Annotated in this window: 13 protein-coding genes and 2 pseudogenes; 4 read left to right on the forward strand and 11 right to left on the reverse strand. The window is 37.5% G+C overall.

The annotated features are described in order from the left end of the window. Positions 1–238, reverse strand: a 238-nt coding sequence (locus tag ACNFN4_RS21935) for a hypothetical protein (RefSeq protein ID WP_448200474.1), incomplete at its 3' end; no start/stop codon positions are given. Between the two features lie 735 nt (positions 239–973). On the opposite strand from ACNFN4_RS21935, the gene ACNFN4_RS21940 reads away from it, so the two are divergent. The 3 genes from ACNFN4_RS21940 to ACNFN4_RS21950 all read left to right on the forward strand — a co-directional run bounded on the left by ACNFN4_RS21940 (position 974) and on the right by ACNFN4_RS21950 (position 2,702). Further along, entirely contained in the window at positions 974–1,252 is a 279-nt protein-coding gene (locus ACNFN4_RS21940; RefSeq protein ID WP_022553195.1) for a collagen-like protein, read from the forward strand. Positions 1,253–1,393: 141 nt separating this feature from the next. Beyond that, positions 1,394–2,530, forward strand: coding sequence for a response regulator aspartate phosphatase (locus ACNFN4_RS21945; protein ID WP_029974900.1), 1,137 nt, complete (start codon positions 1,394–1,396; stop codon positions 2,528–2,530). Further along, entirely contained in the window at positions 2,520–2,702 is a 183-nt protein-coding gene (locus ACNFN4_RS21950; RefSeq protein WP_029974898.1) for a hypothetical protein, read from the forward strand. The genes ACNFN4_RS21945 and ACNFN4_RS21950 overlap by 11 nt, the downstream gene beginning before the upstream one ends. A 33-nt stretch (positions 2,703–2,735) precedes the next feature. Here ACNFN4_RS21950 and ACNFN4_RS21955 read toward each other — a convergent pair. From ACNFN4_RS21955 to ACNFN4_RS21985, 7 genes and pseudogenes are all read right to left on the reverse strand, one after another. Continuing rightward, positions 2,736–3,365 (reverse strand): annotated as a pseudogene (locus ACNFN4_RS21955) (DinB/UmuC family translesion DNA polymerase); the annotation flags it as partial. Between the two features lie 62 nt (positions 3,366–3,427). Then, the gene (locus ACNFN4_RS21960) at positions 3,428–4,840 is read right to left on the reverse strand and encodes an MBL fold metallo-hydrolase (protein WP_022553192.1); all 1,413 of its coding nucleotides are present in this window, start codon (positions 4,838–4,840) and stop codon (positions 3,428–3,430) included. 158 nt (positions 4,841–4,998) lie between these two features. After that, on the reverse strand, positions 4,999–6,198 hold the full coding sequence (locus ACNFN4_RS21965; RefSeq protein WP_022553191.1) for an FAD/NAD(P)-binding oxidoreductase: 1,200 nt from the start codon (positions 6,196–6,198) through the stop codon (positions 4,999–5,001). A gap of 177 nt (positions 6,199–6,375) precedes the next feature. Further along, a complete protein-coding gene (locus ACNFN4_RS21970; RefSeq protein ID WP_022553190.1) occupies positions 6,376–7,020 on the reverse strand; it encodes a response regulator in 645 nt (214 codons plus the stop codon). Then, a complete protein-coding gene (locus tag ACNFN4_RS21975) occupies positions 7,013–8,086 on the reverse strand; it encodes a sensor histidine kinase (RefSeq protein WP_022553189.1) in 1,074 nt (357 codons plus the stop codon). Before ACNFN4_RS21975 ends, ACNFN4_RS21970 begins: the two co-directional genes overlap by 8 nt. A 447-nt stretch (positions 8,087–8,533) precedes the next feature. After that, on the reverse strand, positions 8,534–9,313 hold the full coding sequence (locus ACNFN4_RS21980; RefSeq protein WP_029974893.1) for a sulfite exporter TauE/SafE family protein: 780 nt from the start codon (positions 9,311–9,313) through the stop codon (positions 8,534–8,536). A gap of 602 nt (positions 9,314–9,915) precedes the next feature. Continuing rightward, a pseudogene (locus ACNFN4_RS21985) lies at positions 9,916–10,211 on the reverse strand (hypothetical protein). A gap of 330 nt (positions 10,212–10,541) precedes the next feature. Here ACNFN4_RS21985 and ACNFN4_RS21990 point away from each other — a divergent pair. Then, on the forward strand, positions 10,542–10,625 hold the full coding sequence (locus ACNFN4_RS21990) for a putative holin-like toxin (protein ID WP_082786706.1): 84 nt from the start codon (positions 10,542–10,544) through the stop codon (positions 10,623–10,625). A gap of 308 nt (positions 10,626–10,933) precedes the next feature. Here ACNFN4_RS21990 and ACNFN4_RS21995 read toward each other — a convergent pair whose 3' ends face one another. The 3 genes from ACNFN4_RS21995 to ACNFN4_RS22005 form a co-directional block, all read right to left on the reverse strand. After that, entirely contained in the window at positions 10,934–11,392 is a 459-nt protein-coding gene (locus ACNFN4_RS21995; RefSeq protein ID WP_021493963.1) for a YrhA family protein, read from the reverse strand. Positions 11,393–11,484: 92 nt separating this feature from the next. Beyond that, complete coding sequence (locus ACNFN4_RS22000) at positions 11,485–11,946, reverse strand: SMI1/KNR4 family protein (RefSeq protein WP_021493964.1); 462 nt, start codon at positions 11,944–11,946, stop codon at positions 11,485–11,487. Between the two features lie 15 nt (positions 11,947–11,961). Further along, the coding region (locus ACNFN4_RS22005) for an HNH/ENDO VII family nuclease (RefSeq protein ID WP_448200475.1) at positions 11,962–13,061 on the reverse strand (1,100 nt) is incomplete at its 5' end.

The raw sequence follows: 13,061 nt of genomic DNA on the forward strand, positions 1-13,061 counted from the left end.
TGAAATCAGCTTTATTATTTTCATTTATCGGATTTCCAATAGGCTTAGGATTTAATTCAATAGTAGCTTTCATGAAATCCTTTCTCCTGTCGGTTGAAACCATATCGTGAGAGGATTTATGTATAATGCCTTGTGAAATCCTTATTGCTTCTGAAAGATTCTTGTAATTGTCATCGGACTTAAATTCGCTCACTTTCATTTTTGCAATTTTAACTAAGGCTTGATAAACTTTATCCAACTGATTAATGTCTTCAATTGACTTTTCCCTGTAATCCCTTACCATCCTAACTGCCGAATCAATTTCTTGATTAAGTTGTATCAGATTTCTCCCTTTTTATTTTCTGTAGCTGTTGATTTAATAATAAGTTTTCTTTTTCAAGTTGATTAATTTTAGAATCCATTAACTCACCCATTTCGTAATTGTTGTCTAATTATACTCTGATTACATTCATCTGAAATTGTTGTTTTATCTTAATTTAGTGGTATTAAGTTATGATGATCAACAATCCAACGAGTTTCCCCTTCAAAACTTTTGCTATCGCACCTTGAGATTATGGGCCTGCCTCCAAAAGCTTTAGCAAAGGCAACCACATAATACTCAGCAGTGATATCTATCTTAGGGGGATCACCGCCTAATCGGGGAGTTTATCTCCCCTTTTTTCATTTTTAAGAAGAAAGGAATGATTGTTGAACATGCAAATAGGATCTGGATATATCGGGAGTTCAATGCTTGAGAAGTCAGAATCTAACCATGAAGTAATCCCTTCCCCACCTGCAACATGGACGATTAAATATTCTTTCTATAAGTTCAGCTGCTTTTCGAATGATCAGGAATGTCACGTATCAACAATGGTGGAAATCCTATCTATTTAAGAGCTGGACAAGGCTTTCAAATGGACGCTCGTGATTTACCTATCACAAGCTTCAAGATTTCTGAGTCAGGAATAACATATAACTTTTTGGGGGCGCATAAATGAGTTTCTTCAATCCGATGGTTAATGTCTCAATTGTCACTGGGAAGTCTGCTTATGATATTGCAGTGGACAATGGTTTTTCAGGAACTGTAGAGGAATGGTTAGCTTCATTAAAAGGTGAAAAAGGCGATACTGGAGCTACAGGTGCAACCGGGGTTAAAGGTGCTACTGGCGCTGCCGGTAAAGATGGAAAATCAGCATATGAATTAGCCGTTCAACAAGGTTTCTCAGGAACATTAGATGAGTGGCTTGCTTCTCTAAAAGCAACAACAAACTGATCACATCCCTTCTCTAACGAGAAGGGTATTTTTTTTGCATTTCATATCTAAATTGATAAATAAGAAAAAACACCCTTCCCAACTTATTACATTATGATAAAATATTACATAATCAGACGAAATGCTAGGAGGGTGATTTTTTTGGAGCAATTGATCTCTTCTTCAAAAGTTGGCTTAAAAATCAATGAATGGTACAAATACATAAGATTGTTCAGTGTTGCAGATGCAGAAATCCTAAAGGATGAAGTTGGACAAGAAATAGAGTGTATGGAAGAAGATCAAGATTTATTGTTGTACTATTCGCTCATGTGTTTTAGACATCAATTAATGCTTGATTATCTTGAACCAAAAACTATGAATGAAGAACGACCCAAGATTTCAGACTTATTAGAAAAGATCGAAAGTAAACAAAGTGATCTAAAAGGAATTCTTGAATATTATTTTAACTTTTTTCATGGGATGTATGAATTTGAACAATACGAATATCTTAAGGCAATAAGTTTTTACAACCGAGCTGAAAAGAAGTTAGCCGTTGTCCCCGATGAAATAGAGCGCGCCGAATTTCATTATAAAGTAGCTGAAGTGTACTATCACATGAAGCAAACCCACATGTCTATGCACCATATTGTTCAAGCAATAGGAACCTACAAAGCGCACGAAACATACTCAATAAGAGTAATTCAATGTTCATTTGTCATCGGCCTGAATTATTTAGACATGGAATATCCTGAAAAAGCAATTCCGCATTTTATGAATGCATTAAAACAAGCACAAGAAATTAAAATGCCTCGGTTAATAGGCTCTTCTTTGTATAATCTCGGTTTATGCTCATTTGCAACAGGAAATATGGAGAAGGCTTTAGAGTATTTTAAAGAAGGTGTCTCGATTTACGAAAGTAATTCTCTTCACAATTCTAGCCGACTGCTAGACATACTTCTAATGTTGGCAAAAACACACTTTAAGTTGTCCAACACAGTTGATGGAAAACAGGTTTGTGAACAAGGTCTTATGCTGTCAAAGGAGTTGAACGATGACGTATTAGGAAAAATGTTTGATTTTCTTATGGGTTTATTCGTTGAGAATGACAAAGACCGACTTTTTAAAATCTTAGATTACTTAGAATCAAAGGCTATGCTTTCAGATGTGGAAGACCTAGCGACTGATGCAGCAATGTATTATAATGTAAATGAAGACCATAAAGTAGCTACCGCCTTTTATGAGAAAGTGCTTTATGCCCGAAAACAAATTCAGAGAGGGGATTGTCTTTATGAAATTTAAATTTGCATCAGCTTTTATCTTTTTAGTTATCTTACTTGGCATTGTTGGACATCACTTTCTTGACGACCACAAGGTTTTAAAGGAAGCTCGAAGAGGCCACACAGCCAGTATCCAAATTGCTCTTGATCACTATGGTGACTTCTCAGTGGAACGTAGAGGGCAAACCGCATAAATGTTTTGCCTCCCCCCTTTTATGGGGGTATTTTTATGACTTATGTCCACCAGTCAAACCTGCTCTATGCAATGCTGTTCCACCAGGTGTATATGAAACAGCTCGTAAAATCGCTTTAGATCCGTATTTATTTCTTATCCCGTCCATAACAAATCCAAGCTTCCTTCTTTTCTCTCTATCCTTTTCAAACAGACTTAATTGCTGATTCACATCGTCTTCAATATTGGATAAAGTAACTGAAATACTTCCTACTGTTTTTCCTGTATAGAACTTATCAAACAAAATCAAGCAGTATCGATAATTGTCCATTGTTATATTCGTGGGAAGATCAATTGTTTTAGATCGGTGAAATCCACCGCCAAGCTCATCTTTACTGTAACCAATTCCCAAACTGAGTGTTCGACCAACTTTATTATGTGCACGTGCCCTTCTTGCGACTTCTTCGCAAATCTCCAGAAGAACAGCCTTAATCTCTTCTCTCCTTGTGTAATCCCTCAGTAAAATCTGACTCTTACCAAAACTAATCTGCCCTTGCATTAACGGAGCTCCTATTTCAGATAAATCAATTCCATGTGCATGATAATACAACTGGTTCCCCATTATGCCTAACTTCTTCTCAAGCAACTCTAAAGAGAACTTAGCTAACTGCCCTACAGTTGACATAAGTTAGTGTACTCAGTTGCATTGAAGAGAAAACTTGAACAGAGACAAGGGATTGGTCCTTGTCACACGATTGGAAGACCAGCTTCCTGCCACTGGGAAATTCCACCATCCAATTTCAATACTTGTTTAAAATCGTTATTAGCTTGGAGGATGCTGGCACCAATAGCAGACCTAGCTCCGGAAAGACATTGAACAAGAATCGGTTTGTCACTTTTGATTTCATTTAGCCGTCCTTGAAGCGTTCCTAGCATGATATGTTGTGCGTTCGGAATGTGACCTTCTTGCCATTCAGTCAGATTGCGAACATCAACCACTTGTACGAGTCCGTTCTCAACCGCATTTGCTATTTCTAACGATGTTACCTCCGTGTATGATTCGAGCGAAAACATACCGCTTGCAATGATTTTTCCACTGTCCATGAATCCTGCCACATTTTCTATACCTATGGAGTGAAGTGCTTTCAGAAGTTTATCTGCTTCATGCGGGTTCGTAATAAAATACACAGGACGATTGTAATCAATAATCCAACCCGCCCAGTTAGAAAAAGCTTTGTTAAATGGGATGTTTATTGCACCTTTCACATGCCCTTTAGCAAATTCTTGAGAGGGACGGGTATCTACAATTTGTTCGCTATCCAGCAAGCCTCTCACTTGTTCCATTGAGGTGATCTCTGACACTACAGGTAAATCTTTAAGCAACGCAGGGCCTTTTTTATTAATTTGTTTCATCACAGAGAAATATTTTGGCGGTTCTGGTTGCCCTTCAAGCAAGGCTTTCACAAAATCTTTTTCGTTGGTGTAAGTCATTGACCAGTTGAATAGCTTTTCGTAACCAACAGTGGAAGAAGGAATCGCCCCCAATGCCTTACCACAAGAGCTTCCTGCACCATGAGCCGGCCAGACCTGCAGATAATCTGGCAGTTGTTTGAATTTCAATAGGGACTTGAACATTGCTCTTGCGCCACAATCTGCCGTACCCTTGATGCCAGCCGCTTTCTCCAGCAAGTCGGGTCTTCCGACGTCGCTTACAAAGACAAAATCTCCTGTAAAGATGCCGATTGGACGATCCGCATTACTTCCGCGATCCGTCAACAGAAAGGAAATGCTCTCCGGGGTATGGCCGGGGGTATGCATAACCTCAAAAATCAGCTTTCCCATGGAAAAGCGATCACCGTCTTTCACAAGTTGATGTTTTATTTCATCGACATATTGATACTTCCAATCTGCATCACCTTCATCGGAAAGAAACAGCTTTGCTTGATGCGTAACGCCGAGTTCGCGAGCACCGGAAACAAAATCGGCATGAATATGAGTTTCTGCAGCCGCTACGATGTTTAGTCCTTCTTCTTTTACAAATTGCAAATATGGTTTTATATTGCGGCTGGGATCAATCACAATTGCGTCTCCCGTTTTCTGGCAACCAACAAGATAGGATGCATGGGCCAGCTTTTCATCGTAAAAGTAGCGCAATAACATGTTGTTTCCTCCTCTTACATCATTACATATTTCACAAAGAGTTTATCGGATAGAGAAGCGAGTTTAAGCGGAATATGTTTAGGATTTTCGAACTTTTTATCATACATATTCATCTATATATTTACCAAAACCTTTGTCCTTGTCTTCCTGACCTCTCCTTACATCAATCCTTTTAACATGCCATTCCAATATATGATGGGAAGCAACCTTCTTTTCAACAAGTACATGCTGAATCTTTCTTTTGACTGATCAAACGGAAATGTTTCTTGCGGATCCTTGTTATAGTCAAACTCAGCAAGCACCACTTTGTTGTACCCTGTTACCAGCGGACAAGAGGAATATCCATTATACTTCGCACCTAGTGACGAGCCAGTCATCAAAGAAATCAAATTTTTAGCCACTACCGGAGCTTGTTTGCGAATGGCTGCTCCTGTTTTAGAAGTTGGCAAGTTTGCGCAGTCCCCGATTCCAAAAACATTGTTAAACTTTTTATGCTTTAAAGTGTACGGATCAACGTCCACCCATCCGCCGTCATCCGCCAATGTACTCTCTTTAATAAATTTTGGAGCTATCATCGGAGGAGTAACATGAAGAATATCGTATTTCATGATCTCCAGCTCCTTGGTCTCCAGATTCTTGAACACGGCTTCTCTTGAATTCGGTCGAATTTCGGTCAGGTTTCTTTTATACATTGTTTGGATGCCCTTGCGCTGGACGACTTTCTCGAGCGAACTAGCATATTTCGCGACATCAAAAATAGTTGATTTTGCGGAGGCAAATATGATTTCGGATTGATTGCGTACATTCGACTTACGGAAATAATCGTCTGCTAAGTACATGATTTTCTGTGGAGCTCCCCCGCATTTCACAGGAGAATCCGGATGAGTAAAAATGGCGGTTCCGCCTTTAAAGTTGCGGATGTTTTCCCAAGTACTGTCTACCGTATGATACGAGTAGTTGCTGCAAACGCCATTCTTTCCGACAGTGTTCTTCAAGCCTTTTACCCCATCCCAATCGATTTGCAAACCGGCTGATACAACGAGATAATCATAGGAAACGGTCGTTCCTTGTTTTGTAAGGAGCGTGTTCTGACTCGGCCGAAACACCGTTACAGCATCGCTAATCAAATCAATCCCAGCAGGAATCAGTGAAGCTAGATCACGCTCCGACTCTTCCTTCTTCGCTGCGCCAGCTCCAACTAGCGTCCACAAAGGCTGATAGTAATGCTTGGACTTTGGGTCGATGATAGCAACTTGTCCTTTGAGGTTTTTGGAAGTTCGGACGAGACGGGCAGCTACAGAAACACCAGCAGTTCCGGCTCCTACAATTACAATGGAATAATGAACTTGTTTTGCCATAGATATCCCCTTTTTCTTTTTAAAAATTTGTTGTTTTTTATAGAGGAGTAGCTCTATTTTTAAGTTTAGTTTCATATCAATTTTTCTAAATAGGGGGACTCCCCTATTTTTCTGAAATCCAGTTCTTTTCAAAAAAAATCCCATGAGTTTATGATAGGCAGTTCATGGAACAGTGCGTTACAATGTAAGATCCAGGTAGTTGTTATTGATCGCATATTGAATCAATTCATGTTTCGAATCCAGTTCTAACTTCTGCATAATATTCGTCTTATGGTTTTCCACGGTTTTGAAGCTAATCGATAGCTCATTAGCAATCTCTTTATTTGTATAGCCCAGTACTATTAATCTAACAATCTCCTTTTCTCGAACTGTTAAAACAGAAGAAATCTTTTTAGATTCTGATGTCATCCATTGAGAGAGAATCTCTTGTGATACAGATGTCTTGTAAAAGAGTTTCCCTAAGGAAACCTCGACTATCGCTTTATAAAGCAGTTCGTAATGGCTGTTCTTTAAAATGTATCCATAAGCCCCTACTTCGATTGCTTTTTGGACAAATATCTCTTCATCATACATAGTTAAAATGATGATTTTAACCGGTAGATTCAAGTTAAGGATTTCACTGCTTGCTGTAAATCCATCCAATCCAGTTGGCATCGACAAATCCATCAACACCACATCCGGTTTCAACTGTCTTGTCTTAAGGATCGCATCATTCCCATTATGGCTTTCCCCAACAATTTTGATTTCAGGATAGCCTTCCAAAAGCACACGGAGACCCTTTCGAATCATTGTATGGTCATCGACCAACAATACCCTAATCACTCTCCTTCCCCTCCTTATACTGTACTTCCACTTTAATAGACGTACCTTTATAAGGAACGGAGTGAATTCGAAGACTTCCTTCCATTTGATCTACTCTCTCTTTCATATGTTTGAGCCCCAGACCATCCGCTATTAGGTCACGATCAAAACCAATGCCGTTGTCCCGAATCATCAAAGTTAGCTTATTGGCTTCTTTTTGCAATATGACTTCAATAAATGTCGCTTGCGAATATTTCAGAGCATTATGCAGCGCCTCCTGAATGATGCGATATAAATTGATTTCCAAAACTGGGTGCATGCGATCGCTGACATTGCTACAGGTAAACGTAATAGAAAAATCCTTATGAGTTTTATTCAAGCTAGAAACTAAGTACTTAGCAGTAGGGACCAGCCCCAACCGATCGAGACTATGCGGACGCAACTGAAGAGTATAGAGCTTGATGTCTTGTATCGCATTTTCCAGTTCATCAACGATCTCCTGCATGTATTCTTTAAATTTTTCCTCCTGATGAATACGAGATTGAATTGCTTGAATGCCTACTGAAATTGAATAAAGCGATTGTCCTACTCCATCGTGGAGTTCTTGAGCCAATCGTTTGTGTTCGTTTTCCTGTGCCTCCAATGTTTTTTGCAGAACCAGCTTGGAGATCCTAGCTTCCTCTTCTGCTTTCTTTATTGTTATATCTTTCAGAACCAAAAGTACTTCTTGTTTCTTTTGTTCGTCGTTTTCATATATAACAGCCGTGCTCATCTCCATGTCGACGAATCGTCCCTCATAGGTCGGCATTGCAGAAAGAAAATAAGGGACTTCACGCTTGGCCAACAAGTAACAACGCTCTTCTCCCGCTTCCAGTTTTCTCTTTTGACAGTAGGAACAGTATGGAACCTTATCACCTAATTTCCATCCCGTCATTTTCTCTGCGGACGGATTCATCACCAAAATTCTACGTTCCTGATCCATAATAATGATTCCATCCTGCAAATAGTAGAAGATTTGCCTTAAATAGCCGCTTTCCATTGACTTTTCTTCTTTATGCCGTTCAAAAAAAGTTGGGTTTTGACACATAATGTACCCTCCAACATAATGATTTTAAGACAGGTATCCTATAGAAATTAAAGAGCTGAGATTCGAAGGTCTTATAATTCCTCACACAATTGATAGACTTAACTTCTATTCAATCTGTTCAAATCGAAAAACATGTGCTACTCTTAGAAACCAGTTTCCTTAATAAACAAAAAAAGCACGGAACTGAGAAAACCTTCCCCCTCCACTATGTCAGCATTTATGTATTCCATTTTGATCCTTGGAAATCGAGCCAACAGTACTTTCTAAGCAGCGTGACATACCGTGCATTGATACCTTGATATATATAACTTAATTTATGATCGTTTACGAATTTCCAATTGACACCAGTGAAGTTAGCTCTGCAACCTCTTTCATCTAATTCCTCCTTCAAAGTGTATTTTTTGATTTCTCTAAAAATTATGTCTTAATATAGAACATCTTCAACAATTAATGTAAGATATCAAACCAAACTTTTACTGTTGTAATCAAAATAACGAATATCAAAATACCTTGAAGAATGTTAGCATTCATTTTCTTGCCAATTAAAACACCTATCGGAGATGCAATCAGGCTGGCAGCCACTATTACTAAAGCTGGCAGAAAAGGCACCTGTCCAATTACGAGCTTTGTAACTGTTGTTCCAATCGATGAAATAAATGTAACTGCGAGTGATGTTGCGATTGTGATTTTTGTAGGGATTTTTAAAACGACTAACATTAGTGGAAAAAGTAGAAAAGCGCCGCCAGCACCGACTATACCTGAAGCCAAACCGATAACAAAAGTCATTATTGAGGTCAATATCTTTGGAGGGCGAATGTGATCACTTTGATTATCTTCTGTTCCTGTCTTTGGAATAAACATCATGACTGCGGCAATTATCACCAATATTCCGTAGACCAGGTTTATGATATCTTCAGAGAAAAAATGTGACCCAAAACCACCCATTAGACTTCCAATCAAAATACTTAATCCCATGATGGTGATAAGCTCTTTATTTAAGTAACCACCTTTCCGGTAAGCCCATACACCGGATAATGTTGCAAAAAAAACCTGGACTGCCACAATACCTGAAACCTGGTAAGCATTAAAGCCTGTAAACCCAAATAAAACAGGTATGTATAATAACAAAGGATAATTAATAATTGCTCCCCCAACACCAAGCATCCCAGACATAAAAGAACCCACTAATCCAATTAAAAATATTAGAAGAATAAAAGATATGCCCACTAACTTTCTTCCTTTCCAACAAAAAAAAGAGGGAATTGCTTTCCTTTAATTTACCCTTTTTTAATCCAAAACTTTAATATACCATTTTCTTCTGTATCTTTAAGCAACTCATGACACTTGACTTCCAATAAAAGTGGGGAACAGAAAAATGCAACCTGATTATCTTTAGATTTCTCCTTGAAACTCAATTTTGGCATCAGCTTTTTTTAATAAATTTCTTACAGTGCATCCTTATCAGCTGCTGTACCTATTAGCGTAAATACCAAAACTTGATAATCCAAGGGCTGTTACCACTAAGATTGTCCTCGGATAAACTTCTTCATCAAATCCTCTTCAGTTTTCTCATTTTCTCTTTGACTTAGATTTCTTTATAAGCAATTCTAAAGCCTCTTCATGTTGATTGTCCTTCATAACGTCCTAAGATAATCAAAGTAAGACCACTTGCTCTATCTTAATAATCTTTCCCTTTTAAGCTTTGTGCATTTTACATATATTTGTCAATAATAAAGAACGAAGGAAATGAAAAGTAACTTCAAGAAGAAAAAGATGATCAATAAAAAACAGTGTCCAACTTTTATTAAGCTGGGCATTGTTTTCATTATTTAAATAGAATTTTTATAAGCATTAATAGGTTCGTTTCGCAATAGCATATTATCTTTATTAACCATGCCTAAGTTATAAGCTTTTTTAATAATATCTAATACCTGCGAATCTAGCGCAGAAAGATTGCCTCCTGGTTTAAATCTTGATTCCCAATAATCTAAAGACTTATTTTGATCAAGTGAGCTTTTTTGGTTCTCGGGTTTGACTACTTCATTTTTCTCAAGCTTATCACAGAATTCACTAAAACTAATTGATGAAGGAGTAGGATTACCCCCTCCAACCTTTCTGTACCCAAGCTGCAAAATGCTAAGAATTTTGGATCTTAAATAAGATCGATTGAGTTTATTTTCACCACCAATAATCACATAATCACAATCCTCTCAGAGCTTTTTATAATTTTAGCACCTTTTCCATTTTTACACGTGTTAAATATCGACAATCGCCCAAATGATTTAATAACAGAATACAAAAAAAGAACCTGCATTTTGCAAGTTCCTTTCACGTTGCCGATATATTGTGAATTTTTAACGGCAAGGGCATTTACGTATAGTAATATATTTCTGTACAGTAAATTTTGCTCGCTAGAGGGAGTCTTGCTCATCCCCTAATGAAAGGGGGTGATGCTATGTCAACATTCCAGGCATTAATGCTAATGCTTGCATTCGGGTCGTTTATAATTGCCCTGTTGACGTATATAAATAAAAAATAGACCTCCCTTGAGCCTCAGAACCTGAAGGGATAGGTCTACCTAGAAACCACATCGAGCAAGCCCTTTGATGGGCAACTTTTTGTACAGAGCCGGGGTGTTGGTAGCAACTCGGTCTTTTTTATTTTATGCATTTCTCATTAAAGAAATACGCTATAACCAATCAAATGTCTTACAGTTCTGATTATAACACATCAAGTAAAACGATTGAAATAATTTGCAATACTTTTGTTTTATGGATAAAACCATTATTTTATTTTGATTGCGAATGCTTACTTTTTCATCATCCCATACAATTGCAATACTTTTGTTTAGTTGCCTAAACTAACTTTCAATGCATCAGCTAGCATGGTGTTAAAATCATCAAATTTGTTCATCAACGTTCCAGAGGGTTTATCAAGCTCCAAATATTCATTCTCAATCACATCTAAGCAATACCAAGCTGTATCTGAATCACCAAAAAACAGGTATTTTTTCGGTTCGTCATTTTCGTGCCATTGTTCATTTGTTTCAATAAAACCATAAACTTCTTCATCATTTTCTTCTTCTAAAAATACTTTATCCAGCCCATAGATTACCAAGCCATTAAAATCTAATCCGTTAACGGTTTGAAGAAATTTTTTATACCCTGATGGAATTTCATTTATAGGGAACTTGCCTAATACTACTTCATTAAAATTGCTTAATTCTTTGTCTGTAACAGGAGAATTCAATTCATCTCCATACTTTGCTTCAGTTTTTCGAGTTTTCTCTAATAAATTTACCCACATAAAACTGCTCCTAATTTTTATTACTACGCCAAACTCGTAATCGAAGAAAAGTCCCTTAGCAAGAAATTAATCATCAATTGCATTACTTTTGCTTAATCGTCCCAGTCTTCATCTTCTTCCCAGTTTTCTTTCATTCTTTGGAGCTTATCAAAGAAAAATTCAATGAAATTATCCGAAACGACTTCTTGGTAACCAATTACTCTATCCCACGTAAATACAGGACATTCTTTATTTTTCATCTTGTTGGTATCTAGACAATATGCAAAGTAATCAACATCCTCTATTACAACAAGACCTTCGGTTAAGTTATAGTGTTCTTGATACTCGTTGGTATATTCAACAACTGATGGGCCTCCAAAATCATAACCTAGAATATCAATTCCATAAACTCCCCCAGAACCATAGTTCCGCAGAAACCATTTATAGCTCTCCGGAAGTTTCACTTTAAGATCTTGTTCTATTTTAGATATTTTGTCTTCTCCAATTCCTCCTGTGAAATCTCTTTCTTTTGCATTATCATTTAAAAACTGTTCCACTTGCGTGTATAGTTCCATTTTTCCCAACCTCTTTTACTCTGAATATTGAGTGGCTCTCCATTTCCAATATCTCGCTCTAAAATATTCATATTGAACTTTCAATTCTGGATTATTTCTAAAACTCTCTCCATCAGTTTTAAGTTTATGTATGACCTCACTATATTTTGTGTGTAAACTGTTTGGAATTTCAACCATATTTCCAGGTTCCTCCTGAATTAAATGGTGCAAATTGATTTTTGTGCCGTCTTTGGCTTGAGGTGCCTTACCGTCTTTCATTAATTCAAGATTTGTTCGACCTTTACGATCTTTTTGATTAATATCGATATCTTTCATTGTATAAACTCTTCGGCTTACATCTTTGATATTTCCTTTTACTTTCACCTTGCCCTTAACCTCATAAGCACCATACTTTTCTTTATTTAACCAAGGGACATTTACTTTCTGACCAGTAAATGGCTTTCTTGTTTCATCTAATTTTTTAGCAAGCTGAAGCAGCCTGTCTTTTGCGCTCACACCATTGATGACATTATACGGCACACCACCTGCTACAACAACATCTTCTCGCATGACAAACAGTTTAATTGCTGTTAGTGGATCAGGAGTTTCATCAAGTTTTTTAGACACTTTTTTGACTGCAGCTTTTCCGGCTGTTTTCACTCCTATTTTAGCAACTGAACCAGCACCTTTTAAAGCGAAGATGTTGACTGCTGCACATGTAATCCAATGAGCCGTTGATTCTGCGTCTCCGTTCTTTACGTCTCTAACATAGGAGGTTATTATTGCATCTTTAATTGACTTAAGCGTGGAATCATAGTGATAAACTGCAACTGCAGAATTAATAACCATGTCGACAGGATGATTGTGTGCCATATAGTCTAATGTTTCAGCTGTCATATCATAAAGAGCTGTAACAGTACCTTTGGCTCCAGCCATTAGCTCACGTGTGTTTTCAATCTGTGTGAAATATCTTTGTTGTTCTGCTGTCAGATTTTCATACCCAATTGTTTTGGCCATTGAATAGAATTCATCGGCATCTGCATAATCATAATTCTTTAGTCTTTCTTTCAGTTTTTCAATCTCTCGCTCTTTTTCTTCCTTCTTCTTAATCGTCAAATAAGCTTCAGTACGTTTTT

It is taken from the genome of Bacillus sp. N1(2025) (genome assembly GCF_053470005.1).